This is a genomic window from Methylocystis sp. H4A, from assembly GCF_015709545.1.
In the GTDB taxonomy this organism is placed as follows: Bacteria; Pseudomonadota; Alphaproteobacteria; order Rhizobiales; family Beijerinckiaceae; genus Methylocystis; species Methylocystis silviterrae.
In genome coordinates this window covers 597,639-618,918 of the sequence record NZ_JADNQY010000028.1, presented here as the reverse complement: position 1 = coordinate 618,918, position 21,280 = coordinate 597,639, and the positions used below count along the sequence as shown (strand labels likewise).

General features: G+C 61.1%; 20 protein-coding genes, 1 tRNA gene and 1 pseudogene. 15 read left to right on the top strand and 7 right to left on the bottom strand.

Annotation, left to right across the window (positions count from 1 at the left end):
• Window positions 1-29 precede the first annotated feature (29 nt).
• Window positions 30-626, bottom strand: coding sequence for an imidazoleglycerol-phosphate dehydratase HisB (gene hisB, locus IYW40_RS19590; RefSeq protein ID WP_196401906.1), 597 nt, complete (start codon window positions 624-626; stop codon window positions 30-32).
• Window positions 627-1,000: 374 nt separating this feature from the next.
• Between hisB and IYW40_RS19585 the strand changes: the two genes are divergently transcribed.
• The 4 genes from IYW40_RS19585 to trpS all read left to right on the top strand — a co-directional run bounded on the left by IYW40_RS19585 (window position 1,001) and on the right by trpS (window position 5,026).
• Complete coding sequence (locus tag IYW40_RS19585; RefSeq protein WP_196401905.1) at window positions 1,001-1,687, top strand: hypothetical protein; 687 nt, start codon at window positions 1,001-1,003, stop codon at window positions 1,685-1,687.
• Window positions 1,688-1,807: 120 nt separating this feature from the next.
• Window positions 1,808-2,371 carry an ATP-dependent protease subunit HslV gene (hslV, locus tag IYW40_RS19580; RefSeq protein WP_196401904.1) on the top strand — a complete coding sequence of 188 codons (564 nt, stop codon included), beginning with the start codon at window positions 1,808-1,810 and terminating at the stop codon, window positions 2,369-2,371.
• 89 nt (window positions 2,372-2,460) lie between these two features.
• Window positions 2,461-3,765, top strand: a complete 1,305-nt coding sequence (hslU, locus tag IYW40_RS19575; RefSeq protein WP_029651373.1) for an ATP-dependent protease ATPase subunit HslU — start codon at window positions 2,461-2,463, stop codon at window positions 3,763-3,765.
• Window positions 3,766-3,991: 226 nt separating this feature from the next.
• On the top strand, window positions 3,992-5,026 hold the full coding sequence (trpS, locus tag IYW40_RS19570; RefSeq protein WP_196401903.1) for a tryptophan--tRNA ligase: 1,035 nt from the start codon (window positions 3,992-3,994) through the stop codon (window positions 5,024-5,026).
• Between the two features lie 165 nt (window positions 5,027-5,191).
• Here trpS and glcF read toward each other — a convergent pair whose 3' ends face one another.
• The 3 genes from glcF to IYW40_RS19555 are packed head-to-tail and all read right to left on the bottom strand — an operon-like array spanning window position 5,192 to window position 9,225.
• Entirely contained in the window at window positions 5,192-6,505 is a 1,314-nt protein-coding gene (glcF, locus tag IYW40_RS19565) for a glycolate oxidase subunit GlcF (protein ID WP_196401902.1), read from the bottom strand.
• A gap of 6 nt (window positions 6,506-6,511) precedes the next feature.
• Window positions 6,512-7,729 (bottom strand): glycolate oxidase subunit GlcE, encoded by a 1,218-nt coding sequence (gene glcE / locus IYW40_RS19560; protein ID WP_196401901.1) that lies wholly within the window; start codon window positions 7,727-7,729, stop codon window positions 6,512-6,514.
• A 2-nt stretch (window positions 7,730-7,731) separates the two neighbouring features.
• Window positions 7,732-9,225, bottom strand: coding sequence for an FAD-linked oxidase C-terminal domain-containing protein (locus IYW40_RS19555; protein WP_196401900.1), 1,494 nt, complete (start codon window positions 9,223-9,225; stop codon window positions 7,732-7,734).
• 257 nt (window positions 9,226-9,482) lie between these two features.
• Here IYW40_RS19555 and IYW40_RS19550 point away from each other — a divergent pair, with 257 nt between their 5' ends.
• From IYW40_RS19550 to aqpZ, 10 genes are all read left to right on the top strand, one after another.
• On the top strand, window positions 9,483-9,857 hold the full coding sequence (locus IYW40_RS19550) for a response regulator (protein WP_018409014.1): 375 nt from the start codon (window positions 9,483-9,485) through the stop codon (window positions 9,855-9,857).
• A gap of 265 nt (window positions 9,858-10,122) precedes the next feature.
• Window positions 10,123-10,198 (top strand) — tRNA-Ala (locus IYW40_RS19545).
• A 354-nt stretch (window positions 10,199-10,552) separates the two neighbouring features.
• Window positions 10,553-10,912, top strand: a complete 360-nt coding sequence (locus IYW40_RS19540; protein WP_196401899.1) for a hypothetical protein — start codon at window positions 10,553-10,555, stop codon at window positions 10,910-10,912.
• Between the two features lie 257 nt (window positions 10,913-11,169).
• Window positions 11,170-12,267 carry an XdhC/CoxI family protein gene (locus IYW40_RS19535; RefSeq protein WP_348644313.1) on the top strand — a complete coding sequence of 366 codons (1,098 nt, stop codon included), beginning with the start codon at window positions 11,170-11,172 and terminating at the stop codon, window positions 12,265-12,267.
• Entirely contained in the window at window positions 12,264-12,872 is a 609-nt protein-coding gene (locus IYW40_RS19530) for a nucleotidyltransferase family protein (protein ID WP_196401898.1), read from the top strand. Before IYW40_RS19535 ends, IYW40_RS19530 begins: the two co-directional genes overlap by 4 nt.
• 238 nt (window positions 12,873-13,110) lie before the next feature.
• Window positions 13,111-13,827, top strand: coding sequence for a glutathione S-transferase (locus IYW40_RS19525; RefSeq protein WP_196401897.1), 717 nt, complete (start codon window positions 13,111-13,113; stop codon window positions 13,825-13,827).
• A gap of 102 nt (window positions 13,828-13,929) precedes the next feature.
• Complete coding sequence (egtB, locus tag IYW40_RS19520) at window positions 13,930-15,234, top strand: ergothioneine biosynthesis protein EgtB (RefSeq protein WP_196402231.1); 1,305 nt, start codon at window positions 13,930-13,932, stop codon at window positions 15,232-15,234.
• Entirely contained in the window at window positions 15,234-16,196 is a 963-nt protein-coding gene (gene egtD / locus IYW40_RS19515; RefSeq protein ID WP_196401896.1) for an L-histidine N(alpha)-methyltransferase, read from the top strand. The genes egtB and egtD overlap by 1 nt, the downstream gene beginning before the upstream one ends.
• Before the next feature lie 30 nt (window positions 16,197-16,226).
• Window positions 16,227-17,195: a DUF5996 family protein gene (locus tag IYW40_RS19510; protein ID WP_196401895.1), complete on the top strand. Its 969-nt coding sequence runs from the start codon at window positions 16,227-16,229 to the stop codon at window positions 17,193-17,195.
• Between the two features lie 177 nt (window positions 17,196-17,372).
• Window positions 17,373-18,074, top strand: coding sequence for an aquaporin Z (gene aqpZ, locus IYW40_RS19505; RefSeq protein WP_196401894.1), 702 nt, complete (start codon window positions 17,373-17,375; stop codon window positions 18,072-18,074).
• A 52-nt stretch (window positions 18,075-18,126) separates the two neighbouring features.
• Here aqpZ and IYW40_RS19500 read toward each other — a convergent pair whose 3' ends face one another.
• Both IYW40_RS19500 and IYW40_RS19495 read right to left on the bottom strand, forming a co-directional pair.
• Window positions 18,127-18,411 (bottom strand): PsiF family protein, encoded by a 285-nt coding sequence (locus tag IYW40_RS19500; protein ID WP_196401893.1) that lies wholly within the window; start codon window positions 18,409-18,411, stop codon window positions 18,127-18,129.
• Window positions 18,412-18,509: 98 nt separating this feature from the next.
• Window positions 18,510-18,731 (bottom strand): NepR family anti-sigma factor, encoded by a 222-nt coding sequence (locus tag IYW40_RS19495; RefSeq protein ID WP_246720968.1) that lies wholly within the window; start codon window positions 18,729-18,731, stop codon window positions 18,510-18,512.
• A gap of 344 nt (window positions 18,732-19,075) precedes the next feature.
• On the opposite strand from IYW40_RS19495, the gene IYW40_RS19490 reads away from it, so the two are divergent.
• A complete protein-coding gene (locus tag IYW40_RS19490) occupies window positions 19,076-19,843 on the top strand; it encodes a carbonic anhydrase (RefSeq protein WP_196401891.1) in 768 nt (255 codons plus the stop codon).
• A gap of 102 nt (window positions 19,844-19,945) precedes the next feature.
• Here IYW40_RS19490 and lldD read toward each other — a convergent pair.
• Window positions 19,946-21,081, bottom strand: a pseudogene (gene lldD, locus IYW40_RS19485) (FMN-dependent L-lactate dehydrogenase LldD).
• Window positions 21,082-21,280 lie beyond the last annotated feature (199 nt).

The window sequence follows — 21,280 nt, the reverse complement described above, 5'->3', positions numbered from 1 at the left end:
GTCCCCTCGTCGGCGTCACACGCCTGTTTTCAGGCGGTGAGCGTTCCCTTGGTGGAAGGCGCTTCCCCCTGCGTGCGGCGCGGATCGATCGCCACCGCCTTGCCGAAGGCGCGCGCGAAGCCCTTGAAGGCGCTTTCGGCGATATGGTGGCTGTTGACGCCGCGCAGACATTCGATGTGCAGCCCGACGCGGGCGTGAACCGCAAAGGCCTGGAAGAATTCGCGCATCAGCTCGGTGTCAAAGCCGCCGATCCGCTGCGCCGGAAATGCGACTTCGTAAACGAGAAAGGGCCGGCCCGAGACGTCCACGACGACGCGGGTCAGGGCCTCGTCGAGCGGCACATGCGCGTCGCCATAACGGGAAATGCCCTTGCGGTCTGCAAGCGCGCGATCCACCGCCTGGCCGATGGCGATGCCGACGTCCTCGACCGTGTGATGGCCGTCGATATGCAGATCGCCCTCAGCGCGCACGGCAAGATCCAGCGGCGCATGACGCGCGATCTGGTCGAGCATATGATCGAAAAATCCCACGCCGGTCGATATGTCCGAGCGGCCGTCCCCGTCGAGGTCGACGGTGACCGAGATTTTGGTTTCCTTGGTGTTGCGCTCGATCGTGGCGCTGCGCATTTCCGACCTTTTCTTGGGCCCTACCGGCGTTTCCGGCGACTGCGGCCGCAAGCGGCCAGCTTGTAGCAACTCCGCCCTGGATTCGCCACCCGAACCGCTCGGGCGTCAAGAGAAGCGAGATGCGCGCCAACGACCGCCGCTTGTCGGCGGATCGGACACAAAACAAAGAATGGTCCGTCTGGTCGCGTCGATTCCCTGGTTAAGCGCGACCACGGCAATATCTCCGACGCCCGCAGGCGCTTGTACCTTCGCGACAACGCATCAAGAAGACGCTAAATGCCGCAGCGGCGGCGACTTCGGCCGGTGGCGGCCGGCAGAATCGCGAAGGCGTGGCGAGAATCTGCGGCGCCGCAGCGCCGCAAGGAGGCTTAAACATGCGACTTAGGCTCGGTTTCGCGATCCTCGCGGCGTCTTTGATATCCATTCCGGCCGCCGGCGAGCCTTGGCGGGACGGCTTCGTGCCGCGCATCGAAGCGCTGGCGCTCATGCAAACGCTCAACGCCTCCCTGCTCGCAAGCCGCAGCGCCACGGCGACGCTTGAGAAATGGTGCGCCGATCACAAGATGTCCGCCGAGCCCAAGATCATCGCCCGCCGCGTTGCCGGAATCGAGCAGCAGCCGAGCGCGGACACGCGCCAGCGGCTCGACGTCAGCGACGAGGAGCCGGTGAAATACCGGCGCGTGCAGCTCGCCTGCGGCGATCACGTGCTCTCGGAGGCCGACAATTGGTATGTGCCTGGGCGGCTTTCCGATGAAATGAACCGCACGCTGGAAATGACGGAAACGCCCTTCGGTAAGGCCATCGCTCCGCTGCAGCCGTTCCGTCGCACGATCGATATGAAGATGCGCTGGTCGCCCTTGCCTGAAGGCTGGGAGCTTTCGGCCATCCCGACGGCCTCGACTGAAAATGCCGGCGGCGCGCTCTCCATTCCGCACGACCTCTTCGAGCACACGGCCGTGGTCTATGCGCGCGACCAACGTCCTCTCTCCGAGGTGCATGAGACCTATACGCGCGAGGTCCTGGATTTTCCCGCGCCGCTCGCCGGCGCCCCGCGCGAGTGAGTCTTGCAGTGAACGCCCGCCCAACTGGCGAATTGCGCGGCTGCCCTGTCGCCGCTCCGCCCTTGCTCAAATCGCCGCCAAACCTTACATCGGCTGAACATCTCAGGCTGGATGAGGCGAATGGATAGCGAAAAACACCGCTTTGCGGCCATGCACGCGACGACGATCATCCTCGTCAAGAAAGCCGGAGAAACGGTGATCGCCGGCGATGGCCAGGTCAGCCTCGGCCAAACGATCATGAAGGGCAACGCCAAGAAAGTGCGCCGTCTTGGCAAGGGCGACGTGATCGCCGGTTTCGCCGGCGCGACCGCCGACGCCTTCACCCTCTTCGAACGGCTTGAATCGAAGCTCGAACAATATCCCGGACAATTGATGAGGGCCTGCGTCGAACTCGCCAAGGACTGGCGCATGGACCGCTATCTGCGGCGCCTGGAGGCGATGATGCTCGTCGCCGACAAGAGCGTCGGCCTCGTGCTGACCGGCTCTGGCGACGTGCTTGAGCCGGAAAGCACCGGCGAGGGCGCGGTGGCCGCCATTGGTTCGGGCGGAAACTACGCGCTCGCCGCCGGACGCGCCCTGCTCGATTCGCCGCTCGACGCCGAAACCATCGCGCGCCGCGCAATGGTGATCGCCTCCGAGATTTGCGTCTATACCAACCAGAATGTGGTGGTGGAAAAGATCTAAGGCGGTCGGCAATAGGGATTCGGCGATCGGATGACATTGCCGCAACATGCTGCCGCCAAACGCCGACTGCCGAGCCGAAGGAACTCACCATGGCCGACTTCTCGCCGCGCGAGATCGTTTCCGAACTTGATCGCTATATCGTTGGGCAAAGCGATGCAAAGCGCGCCGTCGCCATCGCGCTGCGCAACCGCTGGCGGCGGCTGCAGCTCGAAGGCCAGATGCGCGAAGAGGTGCTGCCGAAGAACATCCTGATGATCGGCCCGACAGGCTGCGGCAAGACAGAGATCGCCCGCCGTCTCGCGCGGCTCGCCAATGCGCCCTTCATCAAAGTCGAAGCGACGAAATTCACCGAGGTCGGCTATGTCGGCCGCGACGTCGAACAGATTGTGCGCGATCTGGTCGAGGTCGCCATCCTGATGGTCAAGGAGCGCCGCCGTAAGGACGTGCAGGCGCGCGCGCAGCAAGCGGCCGAAGAGCGCACGCTCGATGCGTTGGTGGGGCCCGCCGCATCGCCCGGCACGCGTGAAACGTTTCGCCGCCGCCTGCGCGCGGGCGAACTCGACGACAAGGAAATCGAAGTCGAGCTGACGCAGTCGGGCTCCTCGATGCCGATGTTCGAACTGCCGAACATGCCCGGCGCCAGCGTCTCCGCCTTTTCGCTCGGCGATATTTTCGGCAAGGCGATGCAGCGCGGCAAGCCGCGCAAACTCTCGGTCAAAGAGGCGCAGGGACCTCTGATCGCCGAAGAGAGCGACAAGCTGATCGATCAGGAAGCGAGCGTCCGCGAGGCGATCCACGAGGTCGAAAACAACGGCATCGTTTTCATCGACGAGATGGACAAGATCTGCGCGCGCGAAGGCCGCGGCGGCGCCGACGTCTCGCGCGAAGGCGTGCAGCGTGACCTACTGCCGCTGATCGAAGGCACCACCGTCGCGACGAAACATGGAACGGTGAAGACGGACCATGTGCTGTTCATCGCCTCCGGCGCCTTCCATGTGGCGAAGCCCTCCGACCTGCTGCCGGAACTTCAGGGACGCCTGCCGATCCGCGTCGAACTCGCCTCGCTCAATGAAGACGACTTCCGCCGCATTCTGACCGAAACCGAAGCCTGCCTGACGAAACAATATTCCGCGCTGCTGGGCACGGAAGGCATGACGCTCGAATTCGCGCCATCCGCCGTCGATGCGATCGCCAAGGTGGCCGTGCAGGTGAACACTTCCGTCGAGAACATCGGCGCGCGGCGCCTCCAAACGGTGATGGAGCGCGTGCTCGACGACATCAGCTTCTCGGCGTCGGACCGCGCGGGCGACAGTGTCGTGATCGACGGCGCCTATGTTGAGGAGCATATCGGCGATCTGGCGAAGAACAGGGATCTGAGCCGGTTTATTTTGTGACGCGATTTAGCCAGCGCTCATCGCCCGAGCCCCTCACCGTACCTCTCCCCGCAAGCGGGGAGAGGAGTCGCCAGCGCAACGCCTAACGCCCCTTCTCCCCTCTTGCGGGGAGAAGTGAGATGAGGGGCTGGGGCATTTGACAAATTCTATCCCCCAAACAGCACGCTTGCCTCAGCCCCCGCTTCTCGCCATAAGACCGGCCAAACCCAAAACCTTGGCCAATCCCATGTCCCCTTTCCCTCAGCGCGTCTTCTCGGGCGTGCAGTCCACCGGCAATCTGCATCTCGGCAACTATCTCGGCGCGATCGTCAAATTCGTCGAGCTGCAGAAGAACTTCGACTGCATGTATTGCGTCGTCGACCTGCATGCGATCACGGTGCCACAGGACCCGATCGCGCTGAAGGCGAACACGCGGGAAATCGCCGCCGCCTTCATCGCCTGCGGCATCGACCCCAAGGAGAACATCGTCTTCAACCAGAGCCAGGTGCCCGAGCACGCCGAGCTCGCCTGGGTGTTGAACTGCGTCGCGCGCATCGGCTGGCTCAACCGCATGACGCAGTTCAAGGACAAGGCCGGCAAGGATCGCGAGAACGCCTCCATGGGCCTGCTCGACTATCCGGTGCTGATGGCCGCCGATATTTTGATCTATCGCGCGACCCATGTGCCTGTCGGCGACGACCAGAAGCAGCACCTCGAACTTGCGCGCGACATCGCGCAGAAGTTCAACAACGACTTCTCGGAATCGATCGCGCGCAACGGCTTTGGCGAGGCGTTCTTTCCCCTGCCCGAGCCGCTGATCTCCGGCCCGGCGACGCGGGTGATGAGCCTGCGCGACGGCACGAAGAAAATGTCGAAGTCCGACGCTTCCGACTATTCGCGCATCAATCTCTCGGACGACGCCGACCAGATCGCGCAGAAGGTGAAGAAAGCGAAGACCGACCCCGACGCGCTGCCTTCCGAGGAAAAGGGCCTCGAAGGGCGCCCCGAGGCCTATAATCTCGTCGGCATATTCGCGGCGCTTTCAGGACGCAGCAAGGCGGATGTGCTCGGCGAGTTCGGCGGGGCCAATTTCTCGAGCTTCAAGAGCGCGCTTGTCGATCTCGCCGTCGCCAAGCTCGCGCCGATCACCGATAAGATGCGCCGCATTCGCGAGGATGAGAGCTATGTCGACGGCGTGCTGCGCGACGGTGCCGAACGCGCCCGCGCCATCGCCCGCGAGAACATGAATGCGGTGAAGGATATTGTTGGGTTTTTGCGTTAGCCCCAAGTTACACGGACTGATCCGCTAGATCAGTTCACATGACGTGTCATTCCCGGCGGACCGCAGGTCCGACCGGGAATCCAGAGTCAATCCATGAGTTTTGGCCTTGCTCTGGATTCCCGATCGCTCGCTTCGCGAGCGTGGGGAATGACACAGGCGATCGCGTCAGAAGACAGCGCTTCCAATTTCTCCGTGAGCGAGCGCGTCAGGCTTTGGCCCCCCGCTCGCCCAGTCGAGCAATTCCACTGTGTGGACGACCGGGACGGGCGTACCCGACCTGATCTGCACGATGCAGCCGATGTTGCCCGCCGCGACAATGTCCGGCGCGACGCTCTCTATATTTGCGACCTTTCGCGACCGCAACGCACCGGCCAGTTTCGGCTGCAGCACATTATAGGTTCCCGCCGAACCGCAGCAAATGTGTCCCTCCGGAACGGAGACGATATTAAAGCCAGCGGCGGTCAACAGCGCGATCGGCTCTTGCGATATCTTCTGCCCATGTTGCAGAGAGCAGGCGGAATGGTAGGCGACCCGAAGTTTCGGCGCATCGCCCGACGGCGCAAAGCCAATCTCAGTCATCAGCTCCGTCACGTCTCTGGTCATCGCCGAGATGCGCGCAGCCCTGTCCGCGAGAGCCGGATCGTTGCGGAACATATGGCCATAGTCCTTCACGCTCGTTCCGCAGCCCGACGCGTTGACGACGATATGATCGAGTCCGCCAGAGTCGATTTCGCGCCACCAGGCGTCGATGTTCGCGCGCGCATAGCGCAGCGAATCGTCGACCTTGCCGAGATGATGCGGCAGCGCCCCACAGCAGCCGGCGCCTTTCGCGACGACGACCTCGACGCCATGGCGCGTGAGCAGCCGTATCGTCGCTTCATTGATTGATGTGTCGATAACCGTCTGAACGCAGCCATTGAGTAGAGCAACGCGCATCTTGCGCGCGCTTTGCGCGGCAAAGACCTGCGGAGAGTCGACGCTGGAAGCTGGCGGAAGGCTCGACGGCGCGAGCGCGAACGGCGCCGCGAGTCGGCGCGGCAGCAAGCGCGCCAAGGGGCGGATCGCCGCTGCGACGCGAAACAGCGGGCGCGCCAATGAAGGCCGGGGCAAGACGAAAGCGAGCGCGGCGCGCAGGGCGCGCTCTGCGAACGGTCGCGCATATGTTTTTTCGATATGCGCCCGGGCGTGATCGACGAGATGCATGAAATGCACGCCCGAAGGACATGTCGTCATGCAGGAGAGACAAGACAGACAACGATCGATATGAAGGGCCGTGCGCGCGTCAGCCGGCCGCTCGTTCTCGAACATCTCCTTGATGAGATAGATGCGGCCCCGCGGCCCGTCGAGTTCGTCGCCGGTGAGAAGATAGGTCGGACATGTCGCCGAGCAGAACCCGCAGTGCACGCAGGCGCGCAGAATCTTCTCCGTTTCCGCCATTTCGGGATCGGCGAGCGCCTGCAGCGAGAAGAACGTCTGCATCGTCTCTTAAAACTCCGCGCGCATGCGGCAGCGCTCCAAAATATGCGCCGGATCGAAGCTGTTCTTGACGCGTCGCGTCAGCGCCGTGAGCGCCGCCGGTTGCGGATGGAAGACGTCGACCGTCGCGCGAACCTCTTCGCTCGCACGGATCAGCGTCGCATGGCCGCCGCTGGCGTTCACCGCGCTGCGCACGACGGCGGCATACGCGTCAGGCGCGGTCTCGAGGCACAGCCAGATCAGTCCGCCGGCCCAGTCGTAGAAATGCGCAAGCATCGGCGCGCCCGCGCGGCGGATGCGCTCGACAACCGCGAAACCTTCGCTCGGCGCGACGGACATACGCCAGACTTGGCCGACCTTGGCGGCGACGGGCGCAGCGTCGCGCAAACCCCGCCACAGCGTCTTCGAGTCGTATTCGTCGAGCGTCTCAAATCGGAGCCCGCCGCGCGCCAGTCGCGCGACGAGGTCGTCGCGGCGCGCCGTTACGGAAATCGCGGGACCCTCAAGGCGAATGGCGGCCGCATCGGCGTTCAGCGCCAAGGGCGCGGCGCCAGCCGGCAGCATGGCGAGCGCGGAAGGCTCGCAGGGCGTCGCGGTGGCGCGGCGCAGCAGCGCGAGGCTCTCCGCCTCATCCGCGCCGATCGCCAGCAGCGTGCATTCGGTTTCGGGCTTTGGAAGCACCTTGAGCGTCAGCTCCGTCAAAAGCGCCAGCGTGCCGTAGGAGCCGCAGACAAGCTTGGAGAGATCGTAGCCGGTGACGTTCTTCATGACGCGGCCGCCGGACTTCACCAACTCGCCGCGACCGGTGACGCAGCGGAACCCGAGCAGATGATCGCGCGCCGCGCCGGCTTTGATCCGCCGCGGGCCGGCGGCGTTCACCGCGATGGCGCCGCCGATCGTGGCGCCGCCCGCTTCAGCGCGAAAGACCAGTCCGTAATCCATTGGCTCGAAGGCGAGCTGCTGTCCATGCTGGTCCAGCAGCGCTTCAATCTCACTGAGGCGGGCGCCGGCGCGCGCCGAGAGCACGAGTTCATTGGGCTCATAGAGCGTCACGCCGGTCAGCGCGGCTGTGGAGAGCGCCTGCGCTTGCGGTGCGTAGCGGCCAAGCCCCGACTTGGAGCCGCCGCCGACGATCGCGCAGCAGTCGCCTTTCGCCTTTGCCGCGCAAATCGCGTCAACGGCGTCCGCCTCGTCGCGGATTTCGAGCGTCGCGCAAGTGGACGGCATCGCTAAAATCTCGGCAGGTTGGGAAAGGGCATTTTGCCGCCCGAGACATGCATCATCCCGAGTTCAGCGCAACGATGCAGCGTCGGAAACACCTTGCCCGGATTCAGCCGGCCCTCCGGGTCAAAAGCGCATTTCAGCCGCATCTGCTGCGCGAGATCCACCTCGGTGAACATCTCGCCCATGAGGTCACGCTTCTCGACGCCGACGCCATGTTCGCCAGTGAGAACGCCGCCCAGCGAGACGCACAAGCGCAAGATCTCGAAACCGAGCTTTTCCGCGCGCTCAATGTCGCCCTCTTTCGACGCGTCATAGAGAATGAGCGGGTGGAGATTGCCGTCGCCGGCGTGAAAGACATTGGCGACGCTCAGCCCCTGCTCTTTGGCGAGCCGATCCATGCCGGCGAGCGCTTCTGGCAGCCGCGCCCGCGGGATCGTGCCGTCCATGCAAAGATAGTCGGGCGCGATGCAGCTCACCGCCGGAAAGGCGTTCTTGCGTCCTGCCCAGAACTGCAGGCGCTCGGCCTCGCTTGTCGAAGCCCGTATCGTGGTTGCGCCTTCCTCGCGCGCGATATCCTGCACGACGCCGACGAGATGATCGACTTCGGCCTGCGGCCCGTCGAGCTCGACGATGACCAGCGCTGCGGCGTCGAGCGGATAGCCGCAGGGCTGGAAGCGCTCGACCGCATGGATCGTCGCCTTGTCCATCATTTCGAGGCCAGCGGGGATGACGCCGCGCGCAATGATCGCGCCAACGCAGCGCGCCCCCGCCGCCACGCTCGCAAAGCCGAGCAGCAGCCCCCGCGCAACAGGCGGCCTTTGCAGCAGCCGCACGGTCACCTCCGTGACGACGCCGAGCAATCCCTCGGAGCCGGTCATCAGGCCGATGAGGTCATAGCCTTCGCTGTCGAGATGCTTGCCGCCGAGCCTGATCAGGTCGCCCCCCATCAGCACGACGTCGAGCCCGAGGATGTTGTTAGTCGTCAGGCCATATTTCAGGCAGTGAACGCCGCCGGCGTTCTCGGCGACATTGCCGCCGATCGAACAGGCGATCTGCGATGACGGATCCGGCGCATAATAGAAGCCCTGCGCTTCAACGGCCTTGGAGATCGCCAAATTTTGAACGCCTGGCTGGACCCGCGCGCAGCGGTTCTCATAGTCGATTTCGAGAATTCGATTGAACTTGGACATGCCGAGAAGAATGCCGTCCTCGAGCGGCATCGAACCGCCAGACAGCGACGTGCCGGCGCCGCGGGGCACGACCTTGACGTTCATTTCGGCGGCGAGCGCCATGATCGCGCGCACCTGTTCAACGCTCTCCGGCAGCGTGACGACGAGCGGGAGCGCCCGATACATGGTGAACGCGTCGCACTCGTAGGCGCGGCGCGCGACCTCGTCGACGATAAGGCTTTCGCGAGGCAGTATGGCAGCGAGTCGCGCAATGAGTTCATTGCGCCGCGACATAATCGCCGGCTCGGGCTTCGGCATGAGAAGCGTCATGGACTCAGAAGCGTCATGGACTCGCGCCTCCAACGCGAGCGAGAGCGCTGCTGAACCTGCAGCTATTCGCCTAAGCGGAGCTTGAACCCTGCTCCGGGCTGCGCCCTATGGTCCGAACCGTTTAGAGGAGCCTGGAATTGCCTGCAAGCATGGCCCGATCGCAAAACCATTAGAAATGCGCGGATTTCTGGCGCTTTTCATTAATCCGCCTATGCTAGGTGAGATCGATCGCACGCGGAAACACGGGCCGAAGGGAAATGACCAAGACCATCCTCATCGTCGAGGATAACGAGCTCAATATGAAGCTCTTTAATGATCTCTTGGAGGCCAACGGCCATGCGACGCTGCAAACAAAGAGCGGCTTCGAAGCGATATCCCTCGCGCGCAATCACCGGCCGGATCTGATCCTGATGGACATCCAGCTGCCCGAGATCAGCGGTCTGGAAGTCACCCGCATGCTCAAGGAGGACGATGATCTGCGCGCCATTCCCGTCATCGCGATCACCGCCTTTGCGATGAAGGGCGACGAGGAAAAAATCCTTCAGGGCGGCTGCGAAGCCTATTTGTCAAAACCGATCTCCGTGGCGAAATTCCTGGAAACCGTGAATTCCTTTCTCGCAGAGAAGCGCTGAGAGTTCTGTCTTCACTTGAACGCGCACTCCCGTCATTTACGATCTGCCCGCGAACGACCGCGCATCTTGCAGCCGATGACGGCTCCCTGGCGACCGTCTGTGGACTGGAGGCTGGCGCAGACACTTCATCGCCAGACCCGATAGTCCGGCCACGGCGGATCGGCGGCCCTCTTTAAGCGGGCTTGCAGGCGACGCGCGGCTGAACTATACAGCGCGCGACGACGTCAAGCCGTCCGGCCTCCCCCAAGAGGCGTCCGAATAGAACGGGGCCATAGCTCAGTTGGGAGAGCGCTTCAATGGCATTGAAGAGGTCGTCGGTTCGATTCCGTCTGGCTCCACCACTATCCTAGTTCGCTGTTTTAACGTGGCTTTTTCGAAGAACCAACAAAATGGTTCTCGACAATCCGGGACTTGGCCCTAGCCGAATCGCAAGAACGCCTCACAGCCTCTGAACCTGGCGGCCGGTCTCGGCGTGGGCAAATTGTTCTCGCGTCCAAACAGGTGATCCCGCGACGAAACCCCGGCGCGAGAGACCCGTTCATAGACGCTCACCAAATGGACGAACTGAATCCGAAATGCGTTCTCACAGATTGGGTTGGCGCCGATCTCGCGACAACGGCGCCGCCTGCCAGCAATATCGGTTGACGCCCATCGGCGCGCGCAGGGCGACACATCCAAAGAAAAGGACATGCGAAATGAAATCACGACTATCCATTGTGACGATCATATCTTTGTTCTGCTCGGGTTGGGCCTTCGCTGAAGATGCGCCGGTGACGTATCAATGCGAGGTCTCCGCTCAACAGAGCGACCCAAGCCAGTCCGCGCCATTTTCCATCGAGATAAGAGGCGCCGCGGTGAAGCTGAATAACGTCAGCGCCCTCGACAGCAATTTTTCCCTCATTCGAAAGAATGACGCCTTTTACGTCTTTAAAAATAAGAAGAATCAGGGAGGCAACATCAACCGTTCCACCGGCGCAGTGGAATTATATGCCGTGAACGCCGCCTCCCACGAGATGACGGTCTCAATCAACGGCGCGTGTGTCGAACAGAAGTGACCTCGAATTTCGAGCGCCTCAAAGACTCACCCAAGAAAATCGATCCGATTGATCGACGATCGTACTCACCGTGTTTCCACACGGATGACCTGCAACAGCGATCGTAAAACAGGACCTCCTGCTTTACGTCTGGCAACAGGCTTTTCCGGTAAGCAGATCAATGATCGCCGCCCAGTCAGGCGCGACGCGCGAGCCAGGACGCATATTCTCAATCTGATTTGCGATCGTCTCCTGAAGCTGCAAGGGAACCAATCCCAGTGCTGGCGGTTCTAGTTCCGCGTCTCGGATCAGGCCATGCACGGAAGACTGCAGGCGACATCACGCCTTCCTCAGCGGAGCTTGCTTACGTGCCAGACCCCGGGCAGTCGAAAGACGCGCTCACGAGCGCCCGCAGATGGCTGGAGGAATTCGGACAGGCGGCTTTGGCGACCGTCGTCTCCACCTGGGGCTCGTCGCCCGTACCGGTCGGCGGCCAAATGGCCATCGGTCCAGGCGGTCAATTCGAGGGCTCTGTCTCCGGCGGTTGCGTCGAAGTGGACGTGATTACCGAAGCGGCGGACGTTCTGGCGCGCGACAGACCGAAGCTGCTAGAGTTCGGAGTCGGAGAGGAACTGGCGTGGAAGGCCGGCCTGCCCTGCGGCGGCGCTATCAGCATCTACGTCGAGCCTCTGCAGCGTGAGCGAGATTCAGCTTTTCTCGACAGAGTGTTTTCAGCGCGCCGCGCGCGGACGTCGCTTGCCGTGCTCACGACGCTTGCGACCGGCGAGCGGCGCCTATTCGACACCGGGGCGCCGATGCCGGCCGAGATCGCCCAATGCCTCGTTTCGTGTGAGAGCCGGCTTCTCTCTCTTGGAGATGCTCCGGTCTTCTTGCACGCGCTCACCCCGCCAGTTCGCGTCGTCATCGTTGGCGCGACGCATGTCGGCCAGGTGCTTGCTGATTTGGCGAACCGCATTGGTTACGACGTCGTCGTCGTCGACCCGCGCGCCGCATTTGCGAGCGCCGACCGCCTCGGCGATTTGAAAAATCTCACCGACTGGCCTGAAATCTCGCTGAAGGCCTTGGGGCTCGACCCAAGGACCGCTGTCGTCACTCTGACCCACGCCGCCGCCATTGACGATGAAGCGCTCACCGAGGCGCTGCGCTCGCACTGTCTGTATATTGGCGCCCTGGGCTCGACGCGGACACACGCCAAACGCTTGCAGCGTCTCACCGCCGCAGGCTTCAACGATGCGGAACTCGCGCGCATCAGCGCCCCGGTCGGACTGCCGATTGGCGCGAAGGGACCAGCTGAGATCGCCGTCTCCATTCTCGCGGAGATTGTGCAGGTCGCGCGCGAAACGAGGCAAGGGTGAATATTGCAGCTGTGCTCTTGGCTGCTGGAGCCTCAAAGCGATTTGGGGAGAACAACAAGCTTCTCTCCGACCTTGGCGGGAAGCCGCTCATCCGCAGGGTGGCCGAAACAGTCGTCTGCAGCGGTGTTGAAATCATCGTTGTTACCGGCTGCGATCGCCTGCTGATCGAAAAAGCTCTCGAAGGCTTGCCGCTGCGATTTGCACACAATTTGAACTGGGAAAGCGGCATGGGGTCGTCGATCGCCGTCGGCATAATGGCGCTCGGCCAGCAAACACAAGGAGCGTTTGTGGTCCCGGGCGATCTGCCCTTTTTGACATCGGATCTGATCAAAGACCTGATGACCGTCTTTATGGAAAGCCGGGGAGCGTTGATCACTTATCCAACGACGTCCAAGGACGAGCAGCGCAACCCTGCTTTATGGCCCCGACGATTCTTCCCTTCGCTGGCGTCGCTCTCTGGATCGCCGGGCGCCAAGCATTTACTCCAGAATTGCGAGGATGCTCAAAAGCAGGCGCACGTATTTGATGAAAGCGCCTATATCGACATTGATGCGACCACTGATTTGGAAGCAGCGCGTTCGCGATTGAACATTGAGAATCTTTAAGAGCTGTTCGCGGCGCAGAATTCGTCCTGCAAATGGGCCGCTTGTCACTGCGCGCGCGACGATGGAAAGACGCTGCGTGACTGCGTCCGGGCTTCCATGCGCCTCAAAGAGCTGCGCGACCTTGATGCGTGCGGCTCAAGCAATATGTTGCAGCATAAGCGGCCATCAAGCGATCGACGTTCAGGAAGAGGCTCCGATGCAAGAGGCTTCCGGCCGCGACGAAATCGCAGGCCCCGTCATGCGCTATGAACTCTATTATTGGCCCGGCATTCAGGGGCGTGGGGAATTCGTCAGGCTCGCGCTGGAAGAAGCCGGCGCCAGTTATATTGATGTGGCGCGTGAGCCACACGCCGAGGCGACGCTTATAGCCTTCCTCGAACGAAGCGACCTCGCCCATCCGTCATTCGCACCGCCGTTCTTGAAAGACGGACATGTGATCGTCGGACAGACCGCCACAATATTGCTTTATCTCGGCGATCGTCACGATCTCGCTCCGAGAGATGCGGCGCGCAGACTTTGGGTTCACCAAATTCAGTTGACGATCGCTGATTTGGTCGGCGAAGCTCACGATACACATCACCCTTTAGGCGGCGATTTGTACTACGAGGAACAGAGACCCGAGGCCTCACGCAGAGCGAAGTGGTTCCGCGAGGAACGGATACAAAAATATCTTGATTGGTTCGAAACGATTCTCGCACGCAATCCCGACGGTGACGCGCATCTCGTCGGCGATACCTTAAGCTACGCCGACCTTTCCCTGTTCCAGGTCGTCGAAGGCTTGCTCTATGCGTTTCCCAAGACAACAAAAGCCATCCTGGCCGAGTCGCCGCGAGTCTCCGCTCTTCGCATGATGGTCGCGCAACGCCCGCGCATTCGCGCATACCTCGAGAGCGATCGCCGGGTGAAATTCAATGAGCAAGGTATATTTCGTCATTATCCTGAACTCGATGGCTGACCAGCGGGGTCAGTCCTTACACGGATCTTAGATTGATCGCCTCGCCCTATATGCTCACCTTGTCCGGGCATGCAGCTCGGGTTCGGCTTGCTTCTTGGAGAGATGTTGATGGGTGGATTAGCCTTGGTCCCGGAGACACAGCTTTCGGCGAGCGCCTCCAACGCCTTGAGCGATCGTCTTTTTGAAACCCGCAGACTTTCCATCGAACTTGCGGCTCCGCTCAGCGCCGAAGACATGGTCGTCCAAGCGATGGAAGACGCCAGTCCGACCAAATGGCATCTCGCTCATACAAGCTGGTTTTTCGAAACCTTTGTCTTGACGCCCTATCTGACTGGCTATCCGCTGTTCGATGCGGCGTTCAACTATTGCTTCAACTCCTACTATGAGCACCAGGGCCCCCGGCAGCCGAGGCCGAAGCGCGGACTTCTCACCAGGCCGTCGCTCGATCGGGTTCTCGCCTATCGGCAGCATGTCGACCTAGCGTTGACGCAGCTCCTTGCTGAGCAAACCGACCCGCCGCCAGCCTTGATCCATACGCTCGAGGTCGGGATTCATCACGAGCAGCAACATCAGGAGCTGATGCTCACAGACATCCTCTCCCTTTTCGCCGCAAATCCCCTCAGGCCAGCCTACCGCCCAACTCAGCCGCGCTCCATTCCGGCGCCACGTGAACCGCTACGCTGGATTGATTTTGCCGGCGGCGTCTACCAGATCGGCCACGAGGGAAAGGATTTCGCTTGGGACAATGAGGGGCCCCGCCATGATGTGCTCCTCCGCCCGTTCCGGCTTGCGGATCGCCTAGTCACAAACTGGGAATGGTTGGCGTTCGTCGCCGACGGCGGCTACGAAACGGCGACCCTATGGCTGTCCGATGGCTGGGCCGCGATCACGCGCGAAAACTGGCATGCGCCGCTCTATTGGGAGTCTCGTGACAGAGAGTGGTTTGAGATGTCGCTCGAAGGACTGCAGCCGCTAAGCCTCGATGCGCCGGTTGCGCATGTGAGCTACTACGAAGCCGATGCTTTTGCGCGCTGGTCTGGCAAACGATTGCCGACCGAATTCGAATGGGAGGTCGCGGCGGCCATAGCGCCCAAGCAGGGAAATTTTCTTGAAACGGCGGCATTGCGTCCGATGCCGGCTGAAGCCGAACCAAATGGATCGCCTCGTCAGATGTTCGGCGACGTCTGGGAATGGACCCAGAGCGCCTATCTGCCTTATCCGGGCTATCGCGCCCCTGAAGGAGCGCTGGGAGAATACAACGGCAAGTTCATGGTTGGTCAGCACGTGTTGCGCGGCGGCTCCTGTGTGACCCCGCAAGATCACGTCCGCCCGAGCTACCGCAACTTCTTTTACCCCCATCAGCGTTGGCAGTTTTTGGGACTACGCCTCGCTTCGGAGATTGCGTGATGTCAGAGGCGACGGAACGCTCAGCGCCGCTCGTGCGGCAAGCGGACGACTTCGCCGTTAGCGTGCTCGAGGGCCTGTCCCGGCCGAAGAAGAGTCTTCCCTGTCGCTTCTTTTATGACGCTAAAGGCAGCGCGCTTTTCGAAGACATTACGCGCCAGCCTGAGTACTATCCCACAAGAGTTGAGGTTGGGATTCTCACAGCCAATGCGATGCAGATGCTCGAGGGAGCGCTCGGAGAGACGGTTCTCGTCGAGTTTGGCTCTGGTTCGAGCATCAAGACGGAAATCCTGCTCGGACACATGCGGCGTCTACACGCCTATGTGCCGATCGATATCTCGGAGAGCGCTCTCACGGATGCTCGAGAGCGGCTGACGGCTCGATTTTCGGGGCTCAACATCCAGCTGCTATTGGCTGATTTTTCGCATCCGATCGAGCTTCCTCCCGAACTGGCGCCACGGCCTAAGCTGGGATTTTTCCCTGGATCGACGATCGGCAATTTCGTCCCCGCGGAGGCGACGCAGTTGCTACGAGCGATGCGAGAGACGCTTGCGCCGCGCGGAAAGCTGATCATCGGCGTCGATCTGAAAAAGGACGTTCGCCAGCTTGTTGCAGCCTATGATGACGCCAATGGCGTCACCGCCGCATTCAATCTCAATCTCCTTGCGCGCATCAATCGTGAACTCGATGCGACGTTCGATCTTCAAGCATTTCGCCATGCTGCGACCTACGAGCCCTTCGAAGGACGCATTGAAATGCATCTCGTCAGCGTGAAGGATCAGGACGTCTGGGTGGCAGACAGAAAAATTCGCTTCCGGGCAGCGGAGACGATTCACACTGAGAGCGCTTACAAATACACGATCGAGGAGTTCCGTCTGATCGCGCAGGCGGCGGGATGGACCCCTCTGCGCGTGTGGAAGGATGAGCTAAATCTGTTCAGCGTACATGAATTGGTCGCGCCTTAAGCGGAAGGCGACACAGCCGGGACCAGCTGAATGACTGCCACGAAGGTGAGCGAAGCAGAGCGAGACGCGTGGCCAGCATTGCCTTACTTCGCTTGGCGAGAGACCTATAAGACTCTGCATCTCTGGACTCAGATCGTTGGCAAGATCCGGTTGTCGCTGACTCCCTGGCTAAACCACTCTTGGCATGTTGCGCTGTATGTGACGACGCGTGGCCTCACGACGTCGCCGATCCCATATAGCGCAAGGGTTTTTCAGATTGATTTTGATTTTATAGACCACGTGCTGCGTATAACGACGAGCGATGGCGGAGAACGCCAAATGCGGCTCCGATCTCAAACTGTCGCTGATTTTTACGCGCATCTTTTCAGCACGCTCGAGGAGTTGGACATTTTTGTCCATATCAATGAGCATCCCAACGAGATGCCTGATGCGCTTCCCTTCACCAAGGACCGGATTCATGCTGCCTACGATCCTGTTTATGCAAACTGCTTTTGGAGATTGCTTGTACAAGCCGATCGCGTATTCAAGTTCTTTCGCACGGGCTTCATTGGCAAGGCCAGCCCTGTGCATTTTTTCTGGGGCAGCTTTGACTTGGCGGTGACGAGGTTTTCTGGTCGCCGTGCGCCGCGCCATCCTGGGGGCGTTCCAAATCTGTCAGACGCCGTTGTGCGCGAAGCTTACTCGCATGAGGTGAGCAGCGCCGGCTTCTGGCCTGGCGGCGGCTCGATCGATTTCCCCGCTTTCTATTCCTACGCCTATCCCGCGCCGCCTGGATTCGATCGCGCGACGGTTGCACCGGACGGCGCGTTTTTTAGCAAAGATCTCAAGGAATTCATCCTGCCCTATGAGATCGTGCGAAAAGCCAAACATCCAGATGCGACGCTACTTCGCTTTTTGCAGAGCACATATGAGGCGGCCGCCGACGCCTGCGGATGGGACCGCGCCGCGCTCGAATGTCCGTTAGGAAACGTCGGCGTTCCGCGTCCAGTTCAAGGATAAGGTCTTCGACCGGTCAATTTGCGCGCTACTCTCTGTTCTTTCCCACTCGGATCTCGGAGCACGGCGCCGTCCCCGCTTGGCGACGCCGCGGCATCTCGGCCCTCGACAGACCAAGGCTTCGCGCTAGATTTTGCTTTATTCACAGATTCATTGTTCAGCGACAGATGGAGAACTAAAATGCGGCATTCTCTTCCACGCAGGCTTCTCGCTGAATTTCTTGGAACTTTTTGGCTCGTGTTCGGCGGCTGCGGCAGCGCGGTGATTTCCGCCAGCTTTCCACAGCTCGGCATTGGCTTCCTCGGCGTGGCGCTGGCCTTCGGGCTCACGGTGCTAACGGGCGCTTACGCATTCGGCCCCATATCCGGCGGCCATTTCAATCCAGCGGTGACGCTCGGCGTCGCGACGGCCGGCCGCTTCTCCTGGAAAGACGTCGGACCCTTTTGGGTAGTGCAGCTTCTCGGCGCGACATTTGCGGCTTTTGTGCTGCTCAAGATCGCGCAGGGCAACATTGATTTTTCGGTCGCGAGCGGCTTTGCCGCTAACGGCTATGACGAACATTCGCCCAATGGCTACACATGGCAATCTGGCCTTCTTGCTGAAATCGTACTGACGGCCTTTTTCCTGCTTGTCATTCTGGGAACGACCGAAGGCCGTGCGCCAGTCGGCTTCGCGCCCATCGCCATAGGATTGGCGCTGGCGCTGATCCATCTGGTCGACATCCCAGTCACCAATGCTTCCGTGAACCCTGCGCGTTCGACGAGCCAAGCGCTCTTCGTCGGCGGCTGGGCCCTCGAACAACTTTGGCTGTTCTGGGTCGCCCCGCTAGCCGGCGCAGTCATCGGGGGACTCATTCATCGCTTCACCCTCGCTGATGACTGAATGACACGAACCGCCACGATCGTTGCGCGAAAAGCAGCTGATCTAGACGCATTCAGTGGACGTTCGGCTTCGCCGCAGCGTCCCTGACACACTTCTTCGTGAAGCTCGTCCGAGCTGCGCCCGCCAGTTTCTTTTCAGCCGCAGCGGCGTCGCAGGCGCTTGCAGCGGCGTCTCTGTCGCACTTTCTCATGAAACTTTTCAGCGCTGCGCCATGCAGCTTCTTTTCCGTCGCCCGCGCGGCGCAGTCGGGGCCAGCTGGCGTTGTTTGAGCAAAAGCAGCAGCCGAGATCAAAGCGCCAGCGACGCATATACCGGCAATCAAAATTCTTACCGACATGTTGTCCTCCCGTAGCTTCGGCGAAGAGACTCAGTTAGCATGACGGCGACGCGATCTGCTGACATGACCTGAGCCCAAGACACTAGGCGCCAAGAATGTCAGCGCTCCGTGAGCGCATCAGCGGCGTCGCTGTCTTCGCGCGCTCGCGCTTCCGCTACAAAGAACGGCCTTTCCCCACGTTCCATTCGCGGACAAGCGCTGTCCATTTCCAGCCCCTCCAACAGATCGCGGAACCGATCGGGAAGCGGCTCTCGAAGAACGTCGTCGTACGTTTGCCGTAGCAATTCGGCAATTTGGTCGCCGACCTTTTGGCCATACATAGGGGACCGACGCATGTTACGCCTCCACTCGCCCACAGCGGACGTGAGAGCGTCGACTTGGGTTGCGGCCATAATGTGAGCGACGCTCCCCGGCGGGCCTGGAACAGGCGATTTGTAAAATTTATGGTAAATTTGACACATCGCATCCTGCTCAATCGTCCCGCCATCGGTCTTCGGCAGCGGCAGCCGTTCGCATGGCGCCCTTGTCAGCATTGAAGGCAAAGCGAATTTTGACCGCTGGTCAAAAAGCTGAGCTCGAGTAGGCGCTTTCAATATCGATCGTTTTGGCGCTATCTTTGCGCGACCAGCGCAGAGCGCTTGTTTTCTCTCTCGGAGGATCGCGTATGTGTCAGGCCTGTGGCTTTGCCGATATCGTTCATGGCAGCAAAATGCGCCGCAGGGCCTTTGTCTTTGGCGCCGCCACGGCGGGAGCGCTGACAGTCGTCGGAAGCGCGCGCGCGCAGGGCCGCAAATCCCCGTCAAAAGAAACTCAGAAGAGTAATGCGCCGCCCAAGCCTGAGAACGTGATGACTCCGGACGAGGCGTTGGCGCGCCTGATGGAGGGCAATAGACGATATCAGAAAGGCATCGCAAAACGGCACGACTTCGTCGCGGAACGCGAGGCGCTCGTCGGCGGACAAAATCCTTACGCCGCGATTCTCAGCTGCGCGGATTCGCGGATCGCGCCGGAATACGCGTTTGACAGTTCGCGCGGAGATCTCTTGGTCGTTCGCGTCGCTGGCAACTTCGCCAACCCGGACAATATTGCGAGCATGGAATACGCCGTCGAGGTCCTAAAGACGCCTCTCATTCTGGTGCTCTGTCACGAAGCCTGCGGCGCTGTTAAATCCGCAATTTCCTCAATCCAGGAACATACGACTTTGCCTGGCCACCTTCCCTCGCTCGTCGCTGCTCTGGCCCCGGCGGTCAAAGCAGTCGCGGGCCGTCCAGGCGATCAGTTAGAAAACGCGACGATGGAAAACGCCCGGCTCGGCGTTGAGACGCTGAAGACTGCGACGCCTTTGCTGAGCGCCGCTTTCAATGAAAAGCGCTTCAAAATCGTGAGCGGAATTTACCGGCTTGGCGACGGTCGGGTCGATCTGTTTGCGTGAGGCTGAGCAGCTGGCGCTGACTTGTCGGCGCCGTCACAGAACGTAACGTCGATCGCGGCGCAGGAACGCCAATCGAGCGCGAACAGCCGACCGCGCCTGCTATCAAGCGAGAATCTGCCGATCGATCTGCGCAACTGAGGTGACGCCCGTCAGAGTCATCGCCACGCGCATTTCCTTGGCGAAGATCTCAAGCATATATTCTCGACGCCCGCCTGTCCGGCCGCGGCCAGCGCATAGGCGGCCGCCCGGCCGAGCAGGACGCCCTTTGCGCCGAGCGCCAGCATGCGGACCACGTCCAGTCCCGATCGAACGCCTGAATCGACAAACACTTCCAGATTGCTTCCGACGGCGTCGGCGATTGGGGGCAAGGCTTTGACTGTCGACAGCGCCCCATCGAGCTGCCTTCCCCCGTGATTGGAAACAATGATCCCGTTCGCTCCGAAGCGCACGGCGTCCCGCGCGTCCTCGGGATCCAATACGCCTTTGACGATCAAAGGCCCTTTCCAGAAATCGCGGATCCATTCCAGGTCCGACCAGCTGATCGACGGGTCAATGTTTTTTCCAAGCCAGCCGATGTAATCCTGCAGTCCGGTCGTCTTGCCGAGATAATCTGAGATATTGCCGAGATCGTGCGGTCGTCCGCGGATCCCGACGTCAAAGGCCCAAGCGGGTTTTGTTATCGCCTGCAGTATTCGCCGCTGCATGGCGTAGGGTCCTGTGAGCCCGGAATGGGCGTCGCGGTAGCGCGATCCATGCACGGGCAAGTCTACCGTAAACACAAGTTTTTCTATGCCTGCGCGTTGGGCGCGCTCCAACATCGACTGCATGAATCCACGGTCTTTGAGCACGTAGAGCTGGAACCAGATGGTTCCTGCGCTGCATTGCGACGTAACTTCCTCGAGCGAACAGACCGAGAGCGTCGATAGCACGTAAGGAACGCCCTTCTTCGCCGCAGCTTTGGCCGCCTGCACCTCGCCTCGACGGGCAAACATCCCGCTCAGCCCGACAGGCGCCAGGATCACGGGAAGCTCAGAAGGCTGACCGAACCACTCCGTCGCGAGACTGAGGTCGGAAACGTTCTTCAGCACGCGCTGTCTGAGGTTCACGGCTCTCAAATCAGCGACATTGGCCTGCAGCGTGTCTTCAGCGTTCGCCCCGCCGTCGATATAATCAAAGAGGAAGCGCGGCAGCTTGCGCTGCGCGACCTTTCGATAATCCGAAGCTGACGAAACGATCATTCGATTCTCCAAAGGCTGGTCGGGCGCCGGAACGGGGGCGCGCGTCCGCGCCTGAACGCACAGACGCGCATCGAGGCTCACGCCCTGCGCCTTTGATCGCAGCAGCGCGGCGCATCGTCAAACCGGTCTTTCGTCTTGGGATGCTTGCCGCTTCGGCACAGCTCAAAAGCGTTCGCCTGCAAGCTGGCCTGGTATCGCA

Bases quoted from the DNA above. Each gene is read 5' to 3' on its own strand.
- IYW40_RS19585 (WP_196401905.1), top strand. From the start codon at position 1,001: ATGCGACTTAGGCTCGGTTTCGCGATCCTCGCGGCGTCTTTGATATCC.
- hslV (WP_196401904.1), top strand. From the start codon at position 1,808: ATGGATAGCGAAAAACACCGCTTTGCGGCCATGCACGCGACGACGATC.
- egtB (WP_196402231.1), top strand. From the start codon at position 13,930: ATGTTGATGGGTGGATTAGCCTTGGTCCCGGAGACACAGCTTTCGGCG.
- IYW40_RS19500 (WP_196401893.1), bottom strand. From the start codon at position 18,411: ATGTCGGTAAGAATTTTGATTGCCGGTATATGCGTCGCTGGCGCTTTG.
- egtD (WP_196401896.1), top strand. From the start codon at position 15,234: ATGTCAGAGGCGACGGAACGCTCAGCGCCGCTCGTGCGGCAAGCGGAC.
- trpS (WP_196401903.1), top strand. From the start codon at position 3,992: ATGTCCCCTTTCCCTCAGCGCGTCTTCTCGGGCGTGCAGTCCACCGGC.
- IYW40_RS19550 (WP_018409014.1), top strand. From the start codon at position 9,483: ATGACCAAGACCATCCTCATCGTCGAGGATAACGAGCTCAATATGAAG.
- IYW40_RS19540 (WP_196401899.1), top strand. From the start codon at position 10,553: ATGAAATCACGACTATCCATTGTGACGATCATATCTTTGTTCTGCTCG.
- IYW40_RS19525 (WP_196401897.1), top strand. From the start codon at position 13,111: ATGCGCTATGAACTCTATTATTGGCCCGGCATTCAGGGGCGTGGGGAA.
- IYW40_RS19490 (WP_196401891.1), top strand. From the start codon at position 19,076: ATGTGTCAGGCCTGTGGCTTTGCCGATATCGTTCATGGCAGCAAAATG.
- hisB (WP_196401906.1), bottom strand. From the start codon at position 626: ATGCGCAGCGCCACGATCGAGCGCAACACCAAGGAAACCAAAATCTCG.
- IYW40_RS19510 (WP_196401895.1), top strand. From the start codon at position 16,227: ATGACTGCCACGAAGGTGAGCGAAGCAGAGCGAGACGCGTGGCCAGCA.
- glcF (WP_196401902.1), bottom strand. From the start codon at position 6,505: ATGCAGACGTTCTTCTCGCTGCAGGCGCTCGCCGATCCCGAAATGGCG.
- IYW40_RS19555 (WP_196401900.1), bottom strand. From the start codon at position 9,225: ATGACGCTTCTCATGCCGAAGCCCGAGCCGGCGATTATGTCGCGGCGC.
- hslU (WP_029651373.1), top strand. From the start codon at position 2,461: ATGGCCGACTTCTCGCCGCGCGAGATCGTTTCCGAACTTGATCGCTAT.
- aqpZ (WP_196401894.1), top strand. From the start codon at position 17,373: ATGCGGCATTCTCTTCCACGCAGGCTTCTCGCTGAATTTCTTGGAACT.
- glcE (WP_196401901.1), bottom strand. From the start codon at position 7,729: ATGCCGTCCACTTGCGCGACGCTCGAAATCCGCGACGAGGCGGACGCC.
- IYW40_RS19495 (WP_246720968.1), bottom strand. From the start codon at position 18,731: ATGTATGGCCAAAAGGTCGGCGACCAAATTGCCGAATTGCTACGGCAA.